The organism is Pseudomonas zeae, from assembly GCF_014268485.2.
GTDB lineage: Bacteria > Pseudomonadota > Gammaproteobacteria > Pseudomonadales > Pseudomonadaceae > Aquipseudomonas > Aquipseudomonas neuropathica.
Genome location: NZ_CP077090.1, coordinates 2,119,431 through 2,136,594 on the forward strand (window position 1 = coordinate 2,119,431; position 17,164 = coordinate 2,136,594).

A 17,164-nucleotide genomic window follows, 5' to 3' on the forward strand; every position below is an offset into this window, starting at 1 on the left:
TTTAGGTTTTTTGGGTTTTTAGACCTGTAGGAGCACCCCATTAATGAGCTTCGGCGCCGATGAAGAGATCCTTCAGGATTTCCTGGTTGAGGCCGGCGAGATTCTTGAGCAACTGTCCGAACAACTGGTCGAGCTGGAAAGCCGCCCGGATGACGCAGATCTGCTCAACGCAATTTTTCGCGGTTTCCACACTGTAAAAGGGGGCGCCGGCTTCCTTCAGCTCAACGAGCTGGTGGAGTGCTGTCACATCGCCGAAAACGTGTTCGACATCCTGCGCAAGGGTGAGCGTCGCGTTGATGCAGAACTGATGGACGTTGTCCTCGAAGCACTGGACGCGGTGAACAGCATGTTCAGCGAAGTCCGTGAGCGTGCACCGATCACCGCTGCCACCCCGGAACTGCTGGCCGCCCTGGCGCGTCTGGCCGAACCGCAATCGGCGGATGCCGCCCCGGCATCGCCGGTGGCCGAGATGATCGAAGAACTGGTCGTCGAAGGCGACGCGTCGGGCGACATCACCGATAACGAATTTGAACAACTGCTGGACTCGCTGAACGCCGTCAAGGCTGAAGCCGAAGCCCCGGCCGCTGTTGCACCTGCGCAAACGGCCGCTGAAGCCGCGAGCGATGAAATCACCGATGCCGAGTTCGAGTCTTTGCTCGATCAGTTGCACGGCAAGGGCCAGTTCGCGGTGGACGCGGTTGCGCCAGTTGCAGCAGCTCCTGCGGCACCGGCCAAGGGCGACAGCTCCGACATCACCGACGACGAATTCGAAGCCCTGCTCGATCAGTTGCATGGCAAGGGCAACTTTGCCGTGGATGCGCTGGAGTCGGCGATTGCTTCGGCACCTGCGCCGGCTGCTCCAGCGGCCGCCGCTGCCGGCAGCGATCTGATCAGCGATCACGAGTTCGAATCGCTGCTCGACGAACTGCACGGCAAAGGCAAGTTCTCCGAAGTCGGCACCGCTGCTGCTGGCAGTGCTTCGACCGTCGCCACGCCGGCTGCCAAGGCACCGGCCGCTGCTGCAGCGCCCAAGCCTGCCGCCAAGCCTGAGCCGAAAGCCGAAGCGCCGAAACCGGCTGCCGCTGCTGCACCGGCTCCGGCCCGTGCGCCGGCGACACCGCCACCGGAAAAACCGGCGAGCGAAGCCGAAACCACCGTGCGCGTCGACACGGCCCGTCTCGACGAAATCATGAACATGGTCGGCGAGCTGGTGCTGGTGCGTAACCGTCTGGTGCGCCTGGGCCTCAACAGCGGCGACGAAGCGATGTCCAAGGCCGTGTCGAACCTCGACGTGGTGACGGCTGACTTGCAGACCGCGGTGATGAAGACGCGGATGCAGCCGATCAAGAAGGTCTTCGGGCGCTTCCCGCGTCTGGTTCGTGACCTCGCGCGTCAGCTCAAGAAAGAGATCAACCTGGAACTGGTGGGCGAAGAAACCGACCTCGACAAAAACCTTGTCGAGGCCCTGGCCGACCCGCTGGTCCACTTGGTGCGCAACGCTGTTGACCACGGCATCGAGTCGCCGGAAGAGCGCGAGGCATCGGGCAAGGCCCGTGGCGGTCGTGTTGTTCTGGCCGCCGAGCAGGAAGGCGACCACATCCTGTTGTCGATTTCCGATGACGGCAAAGGCATGGACCCGAACGTCCTGCGCGCCATTGCGGTAAAACGCGGCGTGATGGACAAGGACGCGGCCGATCGCCTGAGCGATACCGAGTGCTACAACCTGATTTTCGCCCCGGGTTTCTCGACCAAGACCGAGATCTCCGATGTGTCCGGCCGCGGTGTCGGCATGGACGTGGTGAAGACCAAGATTTCCCAGCTCAACGGTTCGATCAACATTTACTCGACCAAGGGCCAGGGCTCGAAGATCGTCATCAAGGTGCCGCTGACCCTCGCGATCATGCCAACCCTGATGGTCATGCTCGGCAATCAGGCGTTTGCGTTCCCGTTGGTCAACGTCAACGAAATCTTCCACCTCGACCTGTCGACCACCAACGTCGTCGACGGTCAGGAAGTGGTGATCGTGCGGGACAAGGCGCTGCCGTTGTTCTACCTCAAGCGCTGGCTGGTCAGCTCCGCCGCTCACGAAGAGCAGCGTGAAGGCCACGTGGTGATCCTTTCGGTGGGCACTCAGCGGATCGGCTTCGTCGTCGATCAACTGGTCGGTCAGGAAGAAGTGGTCATCAAGCCATTGGGCAAAATGCTCCAGGGCACTCCGGGCATGTCCGGCGCCACCATTACCGGTGACGGCCGCATCGCGCTGATTCTCGATGTTCCAAGCATGCTCAAGCGTTACGCCGCACGGCGTATTTGAATCCGGGGCGGCGGGGCGACAACGTCCCGCTGCACCTAATGGAGTGTTTATGGCAGTCAAAGTCCTGGTGGTGGACGATTCGGGTTTTTTCCGCCGCCGCGTCTCGGAAATTCTTTCTGCGGATCCGAGCATTCAGGTGGTCGGCACTGCAACCAACGGTAAAGAGGCGATTGATCAGGCGCTGGCGCTCAAGCCGGACGTGATCACCATGGACTACGAGATGCCGATGATGGACGGCATCACGGCGGTGCGGCACATCATGCAGCGCTGCCCGACCCCGGTGTTGATGTTCTCCTCGCTGACGCACGAAGGCGCCCGGGTAACTCTGGACGCGCTGGACGCCGGCGCGGTGGATTTCCTGCCGAAGAATTTCGAAGACATCTCGCGCAATCCCGAGAAGGTCAAGCAACTGCTGTGCGAGAAGGTCCATAGCATCTCGCGCAGTAATCGTCGTTTCAGTGCCTACAGCGCGCCTGCGCCGGTTGCGGCACCAGCGCCGACGCCTGCTCCGGCAGCATCGAGCTTCAGCAGCCACAGCACCAGTGCACCAACGCGTCCGGCTCCAGCACCAGCGCCGACTCGCGCTCCAGCCGCCAGCGCTTCGTCGCCCGCGCCGAAACGCAAGGCCTACAAACTGGTTGCCATCGGGACCTCGACTGGCGGCCCGGTTGCGCTGCAACGCGTGCTGACTCAGTTGCCGGCGAATTTCCCGGCGCCGATCGTGCTGATCCAGCACATGCCGGCAGCGTTCACCAAGGCCTTCGCCGAACGTCTCGACAAGCTCTGCCGCATCAGCGTCAAGGAAGCCGAGGATGGCGACATCCTGCGTCCGGGCCTGGCGTTGCTGGCACCGGGTGGCAAGCAAATGATGATCGACGGCCGTGGCGCGGTGAAAATCCTCCCGGGCGACGAGCGTCTGAACTACAAGCCGTGTGTGGACATCACCTTCGGTTCGGCGGCGAAATCCTACGGCGACAAAGTTCTGGCGGTGGTGTTGACCGGCATGGGCGCCGACGGCCGTGAAGGCGCGCGTCTGCTCAAGCAGGGCGGCAGCGCAGTGTGGGCACAGGATGAGGCAAGCTGCGTGATCTACGGCATGCCGATGGCCATCGTTAAAGCCGACCTCGCCGACGCGGTGTACAGCCTCGACGACATCGGCAAGCACATTGTCGAGGCGTGTCTCTGATGGATGTTTTAAGCCTTATCGGGATCATCATGGCGTTCGTCGCCATCATCGGTGGTAACTACCTTGAAGGTGGTCACCTCGGTGCGCTGGCCAACGGCCCGGCGGCATTGATCGTACTGGGCGGCACCATCGGTGCCGCACTGCTGCAATCGCCGATGAGCGCGTTCAAACGCGCCATGCAGATCCTCGCCTGGATTCTGTTTCCGCCACGGGTCGATCTGGCCGGTGGCATCGATCGCGTCGTCAACTGGAGCCTCACCGCACGCAAGGAAGGCCTGCTGGGCCTGGAAGGCGTGGCGGATGCCGAGCCCGACAATTACTCGCGCAAAGGCCTGCAACTGTTGGTCGATGGCGCCGAGCCGGAAGCGATCCGCAGCATCCTCGAAGTGGACTTCTACACCCAGGAAGCCCGCGACATCGAAGCGGCGAAAGTCTTTGAAAGCATGGGCGGCTACGCGCCAACCATCGGCATCATCGGTGCGGTGATGGGCCTGATCCACGTGATGGGCAACTTGGCTGATCCAACACAACTGGGCAGCGGCATCGCCGTGGCGTTCGTCGCAACCATTTACGGCGTGGCCAGTGCCAACCTGGTGTTGTTGCCAGTGGCGGCCAAGCTGAAGTCAATCGCGTTGCGGCAGTCGCGTTATCGCGAAATGTTGCTGGAAGGGATCTTGTCGATCGCCGAAGGTGAAAACCCTCGCTCCATTGAGTTGAAGCTGCAAGGCTTCATGGATTAAGGGAATAACCTCATGGCACGTCGTCGCCACCAGGAAGAGCATGTAAACCACGAACGCTGGCTGGTTTCCTACGCTGACTTCATCACGCTGCTGTTTGCGTTCTTCGTGGTCATGTACTCGATTTCGTCGATCAACGAAGGCAAGTACAAAGTCATTTCCGAAGCGCTGATCGGCGTCTTCACCGACTCCGACCGCTCGCTCAAACCGATCCCGATTGGCGATGAACGACCGAAGACCGTGACCCCGGCCAAGCCGCTGGTCAAGGACGCCGAGCAGGTTGACGCCGGTATTGCCGGTGCCAGCGATCCGCTGAAAAGCATCGCCGATGACATCAGCGCCGCGTTCGGCGATTTGATCAGCTCGAATCAGATGACCGTGCGCGGCAACGAGTTGTGGGTCGAGATCGAGCTCAACTCCAGCCTGTTGTTCGGCAGCGGCGACGCCATGCCGAGTGACATCGCCTTCAACATCATCGACAAGGTTGCAGCGATTCTGAAACCGTTCGATAACCCGATCCATGTCGAGGGTTTCACCGACGATCAACCGATCCGCACCGCGCAGTACCCGACCAACTGGGAGCTGTCCTCGGCGCGCTCGGCGAGCATCGTGCGCATGCTGGCAATGCAGGGTGTCAACCCTGGTCGCCTGGCATCAGTGGGTTACGGTGAGTTCCAGCCGGTGGCCAACAACGCCACCGCTGAAGGCCGCGCGAAGAACCGTCGCGTCGTGCTGGTGGTGTCGCGAAACCTCGATGTACGCCGCAGCCTGACCGGCACTGGAACCGCCCATGCGCAACCGGATGCTGCGTTGAAGCGTGCTGGCACACAAACTGCACCTACCCCGGTCAAGACGCCGGGACGCGAGAGTGCCGTCAATTCTCCGTCACCCGCATTAACACGCTGAGCTATGTCTCGGTCGAGCATATCGGCCGGGAGGAACGAACCGAATGAGAGTCTGGGCAGTCGCCAATCAAAAGGGTGGTGTCGGTAAAACCACATCTTCCATCGCTTTAGCCGGATTGCTGGCGGAGGCGGGCAAGCGCGTGGTTGTGGTCGATCTCGACCCGCACGGCTCGATGACCAGCTATTTCGGCTATGACCCCGACAGCCTGGAACACAGCAATTACGACCTGTTTCTGCACAAGGGCAGCGTGCCGCAAGGCCTGCCGGGGCAGTTGCTGTTGTCGACCAGCGACGAACGCATTTCCCTGCTGCCATCGAGCACCGCGTTGGCAACCCTTGAGCGGCAGTCGCCGGGACAGAGTGGTCTCGGTCTGGTGATCGCCAAGAGTCTGGCGCAGCTGTGGCAGGACTTTGATTACGCTGTCATCGACAGCCCGCCGTTGCTCGGCGTGCTGATGGTCAACGCCCTCGCGGCGAGCCAGCAACTGGTGATTCCGGTGCAGACCGAACACTTGGCCGTCAAAGGCCTGGAGCGCATGGTCAACACCCTGGCGATGATCAACCGCTCGCGCAAACAGGCGCTGCCGTTCAGCATCGTGCCGACCCTGTTCGACCGCCGTACCCAGGCCTCGATGCATACCTTGCGCGTGCTGCGCGACAAATTCCCCGACGAGATCTGGCAGGGTTATATCCCGGTCGATACCCGTCTGCGCGACGCCAGCCGGGCCGGTGTCACGCCTTCGCAATTCGACGGCAAGAGCCGTGGCGTGCTGGCGTATCGCGCGCTGCTCAAGCATCTGTTGGCGCAACAACTTGTTCCGCAGGTGGCGTGAGATGAACCTGTCCCGATCACGCATGCCTGACTTGCACAAATCCTGTGGGAGCGAGCCTGCTCGCGAAGCAGGCGACGCGGTTTCCCTGTCCGGCGCTGTTGACCGATGAACCGCCCAGTGAAGCTCACATCGCGTCCGCAATTGGCGTTGCAGTCTTATCTGGATAATTTGCTGCTGGAAATTCCTGAGGAGCTGCCGCCGGTCATTGAGGCGCAGCCTGAAGTAGTCGAAAGCACCGAAACGCTGGACGAATTCCAGGCCGCAGTGCTGGAAGAGCAGGCGCGTGACGCACAGAAATCGACCAGGCCTGCTGCGCCGGTTGTCGCGCCTGCCGCCGCACCGGTCGCCAAGGCACCGGTTGCATTGATTGAAGAAGCCGAGCCGGTTCGCGCGCCGGTCTCGACACTGGCACCGCTGCTGCAAACCCAATTGCTGAAAACCGCGCCGGAACCGGCAGTGGTCGAACCGGCCCCAGCTCCGGTTGCACCCGCGCCCTTAGAGCAGACGCTGGTTCCGCCGCTGGTGGAGGTACATCTGCCGCCGAGCAATACGCCGCCACCGGTGGAAACCGATGGTCGCCCGGCCTGGGCCTCGGAAGCGTTCGAATGCCTGCTGTTCGACGTTGCCGGCCTGACGCTGGCCGTGCCGCTGGTGTGCCTCGGCTCGATCTACTCGCTGGCCGGCCACGAGCTGACGCCGCTGTTCGGTCAGCCGGAATGGTTCCTCGGGATTTTGCCGAGCCAGGCCGGCAACCTGAAAGTGTTGGACACCGCGCGCTGGGTCATGCCGGATCGCTACCGCGATGACTTCCGTCAGGGCCTGCAGTACGTGATTTCGGTACAAGGTTACGAGTGGGGGCTGGCGGTGCATCAGGTCAGCCGCTCATTGCGTCTGGACCCGAATGAAATCAAATGGAGAAGTCACCGGGGTCAGCGGCCATGGCTCGCCGGCACCGTGATTGAGCACATGTGTGCATTGCTTGACGTTTCCGCACTGGCCGAGTTGATCGCCAGCGGTGGGGCAAAGCACCTCGGCGGCCACAAGCCGCTACATAAACCGACATAGCAGCCGACATAACAATCAGGCGACGGCATTGTTGAATGCCGCCACACAGAACACACACCGCTCAGAGCGGTTTTTTCGAGGGGTCAGGGTATGAGTAGTCAGGCGACGAATGCAAAAGGTTCTGAAGATCCGATCCTGCAATGGGTGACCTTCAAACTGGACAACGAGACTTACGGCATCAACGTGATGCGCGTTCAGGAAGTGCTGCGCTACACCGAGATCGCTCCGGTGCCGGGCGCGCCAAGCTACGTGCTGGGTATCATCAACCTGCGCGGTAACGTGGTCACCGTGATCGACACCCGTCAGCGCTTCGGCCTGAACAGCGGCGAGATCAGCGACAACACCCGTATCGTCATCATCGAAGCTGACAAGCAAGTCGTCGGCATCATGGTCGACAGCGTGGCCGAAGTGGTTTATCTGCGTCAGTCGGAAATCGAGACGGCGCCGAACGTTGGCAACGAAGAGTCGGCCAAGTTCATCCAGGGCGTGTGCAACAAGAACAACGAGTTGCTGATCCTGGTCGAGCTGGACAAGATGATGAGCGAAGAAGAATGGTCGGAACTGGAGAGCATCTGATTGATTCTCGAGGTTGCGGTCATTGTCCTGTTCCTCTTCTGGGCTGGCACGCTGGCAATGTTTGTGTCGTACATCAAGGCGCAGCGGGTAATCGCTGCGCAACAGGCCCAGGGCGATGCGCTGCGTGATCAGCGCATCAAGGAACTGGCCAAGCGTGTCGACGACTACCAGAACGGCAACGTGCGCATGGGCGACGCCCTGCACGAGTTGCGCGCGGTGGTGAATCCGTTGCCGGACAAGATTGTCGCGCTTGAACAACGCGACCCGTCGAGCCTGTCATTCGCCCAGGCGGCGAAACTGGTGGGCATGGGCGCAAGCGTCGATGAACTGACTCAGTCGTGTGGGTTGACCCAGGCTGAGGCGGAGTTGATGCGCAAACTTCACAAGAACTGATTTTTGCGATCACGCTGAAATAGCCATTCGCGAGCAGGCTCGCTCCCACATTCGATCTCGGTCTAATGTGGGAGCGAGCTTGCTCGCGAAGGCGTCTTCGAATTCTCAGTAATCATCCCCGCGATCGGTAACATCCTTCTCGACCATCAGCGCATTCGGGTCCTGCCCCTCGGGGAATTTGCCCTTCAGGTTCCACGCAAACGCGATGATCTCGGCGATCGTGCGATACAGCTCTTCAGGAATGCTATCGCCCAGTTCCATTCGCGCCAACAACCGCACCAGTTCAGCGTTCTCGTAAATCGGCACTTCACAGTCGCGAGCAATGCGCAGGATTTCTTCGGCCAGTTCGTCATCACCTTTGGCGGTGAGGGTTGGCGCGTGGTTGCCGTCGTATTTGAGGGCGATGGCCTGGCGTGGGGCAGTGGAATCGTTCATGCGGTTTCGTCGACCCAGCGATGTTCAAGACGGGTTTGGTTGCCTTGCGGCGGGGTGCCATGGTGGCAGTCGATGTCGCCGACGTTGAGCCCGCGATCGAGCAGGCGCTGGCGCAGGGCAAACAGGTTGTTTTCGATGAGTTCGGCGGTGTACGGCCGTTCGGCCCACAGTTGGCTGGACAGACTGCCGGCGATCAACTGCGCCTGAATCTGCATCGGCCCGAGCGGTTCCATGTCGAACGCCAGATCGACGCGCCACAGTTGTTGCTTGGGCTCGCGCTCATCGCGGCGCTCGTTCGCTTGCGGTTCTCGCTCCGGTGCTTCTTCACGCTGAAACTTGACCTGCAACGGCACGATGTCCTGCAGATTGCGCATGGGAATTTCCAGTTGCCAGGTGCTGAGCAGGCGCCCGTCGTCGGTGACGCCGGTCTGCTCCAGGCTCGACAGCTGATGGCTTTGCAGGCGCGAAACAGCGGCAGCGGCGAGGCGCAGCAACTGTTCCAGATCGCCTTCGCCGTCCAGACTTTGCAGCAGGCGGTCGGGCAGCGGGAAGCTGCTCGGTACAGGTTTGGCGCTGACCTGGCCGAGCATGCCGAGGGCGTTGCGGACGAAACTCGGCAGCGCTTGCGCCAGGGTGTTGGCGGCGATGATTGCGTTGAAACTGGTGCTGCTCGGCAAACCCGGGGTCAGTTGTGCGATCAGCTTGAGCAGATCGGCTTTCATGTCCGGTGCCAGCGTCGGGTTCTGCCCGGTCAGCAGTTTGCCTTCGAGGAACACGCCGCTGTTGGCCAGGGCAAGGGCCACGCCTTTGGCGGTGCTCAGTTGTTGCACGTCCGGGAGGCTGGCAAGGAGCTTGTCGACCAACGCGCGTAGATCCGCAGAGGTTTGGTCGGTGGCGGGTGGCAGGTTTTGCAGCGCGTTCAACAACCCGCTCAGCGACGCCTGACGACTTTGCTGGCCGAGCAGTTGCTGACTCACGGCCAATTGTTCCTGACGGCTGCTCATTGGCAGGAATTTCAGGGTTTGTGCGTCTTCGACCAACGCCGACAGCAAAGTGCCGATGCGCAGCGGCTGTGGACTGTCGATGGTTAATGTGCTGCCGCTCTGGGCGGTGTTGAGCAAACTGACCAAGGAGCGGAACACCGCTGCCTGCCCCGGCGTCTGCGGCAGCGCCTGCGAGGTCAGCACTTTGCCTTGCAGCAGCGTACCGACCGGCAATTGCGCGGTGTCGATGCGGGTGAGGGCGGCGACGCTGCTGGCAATGGCTTGTTGCACAGTAATCGCCAGATTGCCCGCCGAGGGCTGAGTGATCGCCAGACTGGTACCTTGTGGCAGCGGCAGATTGCTGGTCGCTTGCACGGTGGTCTGGCGTCCGCCGTCGACGGTCACCTTGAGCAATAACTGAAAAGTCTGATCCGCCTGCTTGAGCGACAACACCTCGGCCTTGGCGCTTTGCCCGGCGCCGATCAGGCCTTCGACCGGGGTCAGCAGCTTGAGCAGCTCACCGACCTGCGGGCGAACGGTCGCCTGGGTGGTGGGCGGGAGCGGGAGGATGTTTATTTCGCCTGTCATACGCGGACACAACCTGAGGAAAATGCACTCTTGAGAGTAAGGCACGACATGTATAATGCCGCCCGTCTTGCGCTTCGAATAAAAAACATAGCAATTGTTTGACCCAGCTCTCTAGATCGAGCCGTCATTGCATCTATGCTGCATCTCTTTAACGGCCGCGCCAGAGCCGACTTGAACCGTATAAGGCCCGTGATCCCTTGACCAGTCCTGTCCTGCAAACCGTTGCCCTCGCGTGTGAACGTGATCTGCGGCTGCTCTTCGAAAATCTCGAATTGAGACTCGCCAGTGGCGATATGGTGCAGATCAGCGGACCCAACGGCAGCGGCAAGACCAGCCTGTTGCGTCTGCTTTCAGGGCTGATGCAGCCGACCGCCGGGCACGTCCTGCTCAATGGCCAGCCGCTGACCGAACAACGCAGCGAACTCGCACGCAACTTGCTGTGGATCGGCCACGCCGCCGGGATCAAGGATTTGCTGACTCCGGAAGAAAACCTCTCCTGGCTCTGCGCCCTGCATCATCCCGCCGAACGCGCCGCCATCTGGCAAGCCTTGGCAGCCGTAGGATTGCGCGGTTTCGAAGATGTTCCCTGCCACAGTCTGTCCGCCGGTCAGCAACGCCGCGTGGCGTTGGCTCGTTTGTATCTGGACAGCCCGCCGTTGTGGATTCTCGATGAACCGTTCACCGCCCTCGACAAACAGGGCGTGGCGCAGCTCGAAGAGCATCTGGCCGAACACTGCGAACGCGGTGGCCTAGTGGTGTTGACCACGCATCACACGCTGAGCCGGATGCCGGCCGGTTATCGCGACATCGATCTGGGGAACTGGGCAGTATGAGTGTGTTTGGCCTGCTGGTTGCCCGTGAATCCCGACTGCTGTTTCGCCGCCCGGCGGAACTGGCCAATCCGCTGATTTTCTTCGCCATCGTCATCGCGTTGTTCCCGCTGGCCGTCGGCCCGGAAACTCAAGTGTTGCAAAACCTGTCCCCCGGGTTAGTCTGGGTGGCGGCGCTGTTGTCGGTCCTGCTCTCGCTGGACGGGCTGTTCCGCAGTGATTTCGAAGACGGCTCGCTGGAACAGTGGGTCCTTTCGTCGCACCCGTTGCCACTTCTGGTCTTGGCCAAGGTGCTGGCACACTGGCTTTTCTCCGGTCTGGCGCTGGTTCTGCTCTCACCGCTGCTGGCGTTGATGCTCGGTTTGCCTGCCGCCTGTCTGCCGGTTTTGCTGCTTTCGTTGTTGCTGGGAACACCAGTGCTGAGCTTGCTCGGCGCGGTGGGCGCGGCACTGACGGTCGGTTTGAAGCGTGGCGGCCTGTTGCTGGCGCTGCTGATTCTGCCGTTGTACATCCCGGTGTTGATCCTCGGCAGTGGCGCTTTGCAGGCAGCCCTCCAAGGCATGCCGGCGACCGGGTATCTGCTGTGGCTGGGTAGCCTGACCGCCCTGGCGATCACCCTGACACCGTTTGCAATAGCTGCTGGCCTGAAGATCAGCGTCGGCGAATAATGAGGTCTGGTTAAAATTTAACCAGCAAAGACCCTGAGACTGCTCACACCGATGAGCGGCACCCGTGATGGAAACAGTATGAACTGGACCTGGTTTCACAAGCTCGGCTCGCCCAAGTGGTTCTACGGCATCAGCAGCAAGTTCTTGCCATGGCTGAGCATCGCAGCGTTGCTGCTGATCGGCGTCGGCGTCGTTTGGGGCCTGGCTTTCGCGCCGCCGGATTATCAGCAAGGCAACAGCTTTCGCATCATCTATATCCACGTACCTGCGGCGATGCTCGCTCAGTCGATCTACGTGATGCTGGCGGTGTGCGGTGTGGTCGGGCTGGTGTGGAAGATGAAACTGGCCGATGTAGCCCTGCAATGCGCCGCACCGATCGGCGCGTGGATGACCGCCGTCGCGCTGGTCACCGGGGCGATCTGGGGCAAACCGACGTGGGGCTCGTGGTGGGTCTGGGATGCGCGCCTGACCTCGATGCTGATTCTGCTGTTCCTGTATTTCGGCGTTATCGCGCTGGGCAATGCCATCAGCAACCGCGACAGCGCCGCCAAGGCCTGCGCGGTGCTGGCCATCGTCGGCGTGATCAACATCCCGATCATCAAATACTCGGTGGAGTGGTGGAACACCCTGCACCAGGGCGCGACCTTCACCCTCACCGAAAAACCGGCGATGCCCGCGGAAATGTGGCTGCCACTGCTGCTGACGGTGCTGGGTTTCTACTGTTTCTTCGGCGCCGTGCTGTTGCTGCGCATGCGCCTCGAAGTGCTCAAGCGTGAGGCCCGCGCCAGTTGGGTGAAAGAAGAAGTGCAGCACAGTCTGGAGGCCGCTCGATGAGTTTTGCTTCATTCGGCGACTTCCTCGCCATGGGCCATCATGGCCTGTATGTCTGGTCGGCCTACGGCATCTGTCTGGCGGTGCTGATCCTCAACGTGGTGGCGCCGATCGCGGCCCGCAAGCGCTATCTGCAACAAGAGGCGCGTCGTCTGCGCCGGGAGAACGGCAAGTGAATCCGCTGCGCAAGAAACGTCTGATCATCATTCTGGCCATTCTGGTCGGGGTCGGCGCTGCCGTCGGCCTGGCGCTCAGCGCCCTGCAGCAGAACATCAATCTGTTCTACACGCCGACCCAGATTGCCAACGGCGAAGCACCGCAAGACACGCGCATCCGTGCTGGCGGCATGGTCGAGAAGGGTTCGCTGCAACGCTCGCCGGATTCGCTCGACGTCAAATTCGTCGTCACCGACTTCAACAAATCCGTGACCATCACCTATCGCGGCATCCTCCCGGATCTGTTCCGCGAAGGGCAGGGCATCGTCGCCCTCGGCAAGATCAACGCCGACGGCGTGGTGGTGGCCGATGAAGTGCTGGCCAAGCACGACGAGAAGTACATGCCGCCGGAAGTGACCAAAGCCTTGAAAGACAGTGGTCAATCGGCACCAACGCCTGCGAAGGAGGGTTGATCGATGACCTCGGCAATTTTTATTCCTGAGCTCGGCCATCTGGCGATGATTCTGGCCCTGTGTTTTGCGCTGGTGCAGGCCGTGGTGCCATTGGTCGGTGCCTGGCGCGGCGACCGTTTCTGGATGAGTCTGGCCCAGCCAGCGGCGTGGGGGCAGTTTGCTTTTTTGCTGTTTGCGTTCGGCATTTTGACCTACGCGTTCATGACCGATGACTTCTCCGTCGCCTATGTCGCCAACAACTCCAATACCGCGTTGCCGTGGTACTACAAATTCAGCGCGGTGTGGGGCGCCCACGAAGGTTCGTTGCTGTTGTGGGCGTTGATCCTCGGCGGCTGGACGTTCGCGGTGTCGGTGTTCTCGCGGCAGTTGCCGCAAGTCATGCTCGCTCGTGTACTGGCGGTGATGGGCATGATCAGCACCGGTTTCCTGCTGTTTCTGATCCTCACGTCCAACCCGTTCAAACGCATCCTGCCGCAAATGCCCAGCAATGGCGCCGACTTGAATCCGTTGTTGCAAGACATCGGCCTGATCGTTCACCCGCCAATGTTGTACATGGGCTACGTCGGCTTTTCGGTGGCGTTCGCCTTCGCCATCGCCGCGTTGATGGGCGGTCGCCTTGATGCTGCGTGGGCGCGTTGGTCGCGTCCGTGGACCATCGTCGCCTGGGCCTTCCTCGGCATCGGCATCACCCTCGGTTCGTGGTGGGCGTATTACGAACTCGGCTGGGGCGGCTGGTGGTTCTGGGACCCGGTGGAAAACGCTTCTTTCATGCCTTGGCTGGTCGGCACCGCGCTGATCCACTCGCTGGCGGTCACGGAAAAACGTGGCGTGTTCAAGAGCTGGACGGTGTTGCTGGCGATTGCCGCGTTCTCGCTGAGCCTGCTTGGCACGTTCCTCGTGCGTTCCGGCGTGCTGACCTCGGTGCATGCGTTTGCCTCTGACCCGGAGCGCGGCGTGTTCATTCTGATCTTCCTGCTGTTTGTGGTCGGCGGCTCGCTGACGCTGTTCGCCCTGCGCGCACCAGTGGTGAAGAGTCAGGTCGGGTTCAACCTGTGGTCGCGGGAAACCCTGCTGCTGGGCAACAACCTGGTGCTGGTCGTCGCCGCGTCGATGATCCTGCTCGGCACGCTGTACCCGCTGATTCTCGATGCCCTGAGCGGCGCCAAGATGTCGGTTGGCCCGCCGTACTTCAACGCGCTGTTCATCCCGTTGATGGGATTGCTGATGGTGGTGATGGCGATCGGCGTGATCGTGCGTTGGAAAGACACGCCGGTGAAATGGCTGGCCGGCATGCTCACGCCGGTACTGCTCGGCAGCGTCGCGCTGGCCGTGGTGGCTGGTGTCGCTTACGGCGATTTCAACTGGGCAGTGATCGCGACCTTCCTGCTCGCCGCGTGGGTGTTGCTCGCCGGTGCGCGCGACATCGTCGACAAGACTCGCCACAAAGGTTTGATCAAAGGCCTGCAGACGCTGACTCGCAGCTATTGGGGCATGCAGATCGCGCACCTGGGCATCGCCGTGTGTGCGTTGGGCGTGGTGTTGTCGAGCCAGAACAGTGCCGAGCGCGATCTGCGTCTGGCGCCGGGCGAGTCGATGGACCTGGCCGGATATCACTTCATCTTTGAAGGCGCCAAGCACTTCGAAGGGCCGAACTTCACCTCTGACAAAGGCACCATTCGGGTGATCCGCGACGGCAAGGAAGTCAGCGTGCTGCACCCGGAAAAACGCCTGTATACCGTGCAGAGTTCGATGATGACCGAAGCCGGGATCGACGCTGGTTTCACTCGCGACCTCTACGTTGCCCTCGGCGAGCCGCTGGACAATGGCGCATGGGCGGTGCGCGTGCACGTCAAGCCGTTTGTGCGCTGGATCTGGTTCGGCGGTTTGCTCACAGGTTTGGGTGGTTTGCTGGCGGCGCTGGATCGACGTTATCGGGTCAAGGTGAAAGCCAAGGTACGTGAAGCACTGGGCATGACAGGAGCGGCTGCATGAGACGTTGGTTGATGCTGGTGCCACTGGCGATTTTCCTGCTGGTGGCGGTATTTCTTTATCGCGGTCTGTACCTTGATCCGGCGGAGCTGCCGTCGGCGATGATCAACAAGCCGTTCCCGGAGTTTTCGTTGCCGGCGGTGCAGGGCGACAAGACCCTGACCAAGGCTGACATTCTCGGCAAACCGGCGCTGGTCAATGTCTGGGGCACCTGGTGCATTTCCTGCCGGGTCGAGCATCCGGTGCTGAACAAACTCGCCGAGCGCGGTGTGGTGATCTACGGCATCAACTACAAGGACACCAACGCCGATGCCTTGAAGTGGCTGGCCGAATTCCACAATCCGTATGCGCTGGATATCCGCGACGAAGAGGGCTCGCTGGGCCTCAATCTGGGTGTGTACGGCGCACCGGAAACCTTCTTCATCGACGCCAAGGGCATCATCCGCGACAAATATGTCGGCGTGATCGACGAGCAGGTCTGGCGCGAAAAACTCGCCGCCAAGTATCAGGCGCTGGTCGATGAGGCCAAGCCATGAAGCGCTTTCTGGCTGCCGTGGTTTTGGGCTTGAGTCTGGCCGGCGTCGCCCATGCCGCGATCGATACCTATGAGTTCGCCAAAGAAGCTGATCGCGAGCGTTTCCGCGAACTGACCAAGGAACTGCGCTGCCCCAAGTGCCAGAACCAGGACATCGCTGACTCCAACGCGCCGATTGCCGCTGACCTGCGCAAAGAGATTTTCCGCATGCTCGGCGAGGGCAAGGACAATCAGCAGATCATCGATTTCATGGTCGATCGCTACGGTGATTTCGTCCGCTACAAACCGGCGCTCAATGCCAAGACCGCACTGCTGTGGTTCGGCCCGGCCGGGCTGCTGCTCGGTGGTGTCGTGGTGATCGCGGTGATCGTTCGCCGTCGTCGTGGCCAGCGTGCCGAGACCCCGCAAGCGCTGTCCGTCGAAGAACGTCAGCGTCTCGACCAACTGTTGGATAAAAACCAAGAATGATTGATTTCTGGCTTGCCGCAGGGCTGTTGCTTCTGGTCGCCCTGAGTTTTCTGCTGATCCCGGTGCTGCGTGAGCGTCGCGCCCAGCGTGAAGAGGATCGGACTGCTCTGAACGTCGCGCTGTATCAGGAGCGCGTCGCCGAATTGCAGTCGCAACAGGCTGAAGGCGTACTCGACGCGGCGCAAATGGACAGCGGCCGCGCCGAGGCGGCGCGTGAGTTGCTGGCGGATACCGAAGGCGTTGCCGCACCGCGTGTGTCCAAGCTGGGTAAACCCTTGCCGCTGTTGGCGGCAGTGCTGGTGCCGGTGTTGGGCCTGGGTCTGTATCTGCATTTCGGCGCTGCCGACAAGGTTGAACTGACCCGCGAATTCGCCCAGGCGCCGCAGTCGATGGAAGAGATGACCCAGCGTCTGGAACGTGCCGTCGCGGCGCAGCCGGACTCCGCTGAAGGCCTGTATTTCCTCGGTCGTACCTACATGGCGCAAGAGCGTCCGGCGGACGCGGCAAAGATGTTCGAACGCGCTGCCAATCTGGCCGGTCGTCAACCGGAACTGCTCGGCCAGTGGGCGCAGGCGCAGTATTTTGCGGATGGCAAGAAATGGTCGGCGAAGATTCAGGCCCTGACCGACGAAGCGCTGAAGGCTGATCCGAAAGAAGTCACTAGCCTTGGTCTGCTCGGTATCGCCGCGTTCGAAGGCGAGCGTTATCAGGAAGCCATCGACTACTGGACCCGCTTGCTGGCGCAATTGCCGCCGGAAGACAATTCCCGCGCGGCGCTGCAAGGCGGGATCAAACGTGCCGCCGAACGTCTGGAAGCCAGCGGCGGCAAAGTCGCTCAGGCACCGCAAGCCGCGAAAGCTGCGCTGTTGAAAGTCAGCGTCGATCTTTCCAGCGAACTCCGAAGCAAAGTGCAACCGGGCGACAGTGTGTTCATCTTTGCCCGCGCGACTTCCGGCCCGCCGGCACCACTGGCCGCCAAGCGTCTAACCGTGGCCGATCTACCGGTGACCGTCGAACTGGGCGATGCCGACGCAATGATGCCGCAGTTGAAACTGTCGAACTTCCCTGAAGTCCAACTGGTTGCGCGCATCTCCCGCGCCGGCCAACCGACTGCCGGCGAGTGGGTCGGTCGCAGCGGCCCTCTGGCCAGCAGCACCACTGCGCTACAAAAACTGACCATCGACAGCCCGGACCAATAGC

General features: G+C 61.4%; 19 protein-coding genes. 17 read left to right on the top strand and 2 right to left on the bottom strand.

Features of this window, described 5'->3' with window-relative positions:
• Positions 1-43 precede the first annotated feature (43 nt).
• The 8 genes from HU754_RS09380 (at position 44) to HU754_RS09415 (ending at position 8,009) form a co-directional block, all read left to right on the top strand.
• Positions 44-2,314 (top strand): chemotaxis protein CheA, encoded by a 2,271-nt coding sequence (locus HU754_RS09380; protein WP_186625175.1) that lies wholly within the window; start codon positions 44-46, stop codon positions 2,312-2,314.
• A 49-nt stretch (positions 2,315-2,363) separates the two neighbouring features.
• Entirely contained in the window at positions 2,364-3,500 is a 1,137-nt protein-coding gene (locus tag HU754_RS09385; protein WP_095050191.1) for a protein-glutamate methylesterase/protein-glutamine glutaminase, read from the top strand.
• The gene (locus HU754_RS09390; RefSeq protein WP_003222929.1) at positions 3,500-4,240 is read left to right on the top strand and encodes a flagellar motor protein; all 741 of its coding nucleotides are present in this window, start codon (positions 3,500-3,502) and stop codon (positions 4,238-4,240) included. The genes HU754_RS09385 and HU754_RS09390 overlap by 1 nt, the downstream gene beginning before the upstream one ends.
• Before the next feature lie 12 nt (positions 4,241-4,252).
• Positions 4,253-5,143, top strand: a complete 891-nt coding sequence (motD, locus tag HU754_RS09395) for a flagellar motor protein MotD (protein WP_093439795.1) — start codon at positions 4,253-4,255, stop codon at positions 5,141-5,143.
• Between the two features lie 43 nt (positions 5,144-5,186).
• The gene (locus HU754_RS09400; RefSeq protein ID WP_008077691.1) at positions 5,187-5,975 is read left to right on the top strand and encodes a ParA family protein; all 789 of its coding nucleotides are present in this window, start codon (positions 5,187-5,189) and stop codon (positions 5,973-5,975) included.
• A gap of 105 nt (positions 5,976-6,080) precedes the next feature.
• The gene (locus HU754_RS09405) at positions 6,081-7,040 is read left to right on the top strand and encodes a CheW domain-containing protein (protein ID WP_186625177.1); all 960 of its coding nucleotides are present in this window, start codon (positions 6,081-6,083) and stop codon (positions 7,038-7,040) included.
• A gap of 90 nt (positions 7,041-7,130) precedes the next feature.
• Positions 7,131-7,616: a chemotaxis protein CheW gene (locus tag HU754_RS09410; RefSeq protein ID WP_003222936.1), complete on the top strand. Its 486-nt coding sequence runs from the start codon at positions 7,131-7,133 to the stop codon at positions 7,614-7,616.
• Positions 7,617-8,009, top strand: coding sequence for a DUF2802 domain-containing protein (locus tag HU754_RS09415; protein ID WP_186625179.1), 393 nt, complete (start codon positions 7,617-7,619; stop codon positions 8,007-8,009). It abuts the gene before it with no gap.
• A gap of 105 nt (positions 8,010-8,114) precedes the next feature.
• Here HU754_RS09415 and HU754_RS09420 read toward each other — a convergent pair whose 3' ends face one another.
• Entirely contained in the window at positions 8,115-8,444 is a 330-nt protein-coding gene (locus tag HU754_RS09420) for an EscU/YscU/HrcU family type III secretion system export apparatus switch protein (protein WP_186625181.1), read from the bottom strand.
• Positions 8,441-10,015, bottom strand: a complete 1,575-nt coding sequence (gene fliK / locus HU754_RS09425) for a flagellar hook-length control protein FliK (protein ID WP_186625183.1) — start codon at positions 10,013-10,015, stop codon at positions 8,441-8,443. Before fliK ends, HU754_RS09420 begins: the two co-directional genes overlap by 4 nt.
• Before the next feature lie 197 nt (positions 10,016-10,212).
• Between fliK and ccmA the strand changes: the two genes are divergently transcribed.
• From ccmA to ccmI, 9 genes are all read left to right on the top strand, one after another.
• Positions 10,213-10,848 (top strand): cytochrome c biogenesis heme-transporting ATPase CcmA, encoded by a 636-nt coding sequence (gene ccmA, locus HU754_RS09430; RefSeq protein ID WP_186625185.1) that lies wholly within the window; start codon positions 10,213-10,215, stop codon positions 10,846-10,848.
• The gene (gene ccmB / locus HU754_RS09435; RefSeq protein WP_007919970.1) at positions 10,845-11,513 is read left to right on the top strand and encodes a heme exporter protein CcmB; all 669 of its coding nucleotides are present in this window, start codon (positions 10,845-10,847) and stop codon (positions 11,511-11,513) included. The genes ccmA and ccmB overlap by 4 nt, the downstream gene beginning before the upstream one ends.
• 78 nt (positions 11,514-11,591) lie before the next feature.
• Positions 11,592-12,347 (top strand): heme ABC transporter permease, encoded by a 756-nt coding sequence (locus HU754_RS09440; protein WP_016987487.1) that lies wholly within the window; start codon positions 11,592-11,594, stop codon positions 12,345-12,347.
• Positions 12,344-12,520, top strand: coding sequence for a heme exporter protein CcmD (gene ccmD / locus HU754_RS09445; protein ID WP_003222944.1), 177 nt, complete (start codon positions 12,344-12,346; stop codon positions 12,518-12,520). The genes HU754_RS09440 and ccmD overlap by 4 nt, the downstream gene beginning before the upstream one ends.
• Positions 12,517-12,972, top strand: coding sequence for a cytochrome c maturation protein CcmE (gene ccmE / locus HU754_RS09450; protein ID WP_053118425.1), 456 nt, complete (start codon positions 12,517-12,519; stop codon positions 12,970-12,972). Before ccmD ends, ccmE begins: the two co-directional genes overlap by 4 nt.
• A 3-nt stretch (positions 12,973-12,975) precedes the next feature.
• Complete coding sequence (locus tag HU754_RS09455; RefSeq protein ID WP_186625187.1) at positions 12,976-14,964, top strand: heme lyase CcmF/NrfE family subunit; 1,989 nt, start codon at positions 12,976-12,978, stop codon at positions 14,962-14,964.
• The gene (locus HU754_RS09460; RefSeq protein ID WP_093439831.1) at positions 14,961-15,497 is read left to right on the top strand and encodes a DsbE family thiol:disulfide interchange protein; all 537 of its coding nucleotides are present in this window, start codon (positions 14,961-14,963) and stop codon (positions 15,495-15,497) included. Before HU754_RS09455 ends, HU754_RS09460 begins: the two co-directional genes overlap by 4 nt.
• Entirely contained in the window at positions 15,494-15,964 is a 471-nt protein-coding gene (locus HU754_RS09465) for a cytochrome c-type biogenesis protein (RefSeq protein ID WP_186625189.1), read from the top strand. Before HU754_RS09460 ends, HU754_RS09465 begins: the two co-directional genes overlap by 4 nt.
• Entirely contained in the window at positions 15,961-17,163 is a 1,203-nt protein-coding gene (ccmI, locus tag HU754_RS09470) for a c-type cytochrome biogenesis protein CcmI (RefSeq protein WP_186625197.1), read from the top strand. The genes HU754_RS09465 and ccmI overlap by 4 nt, the downstream gene beginning before the upstream one ends.
• The last annotated feature ends 1 nt before the right edge of the window (position 17,164 follow it).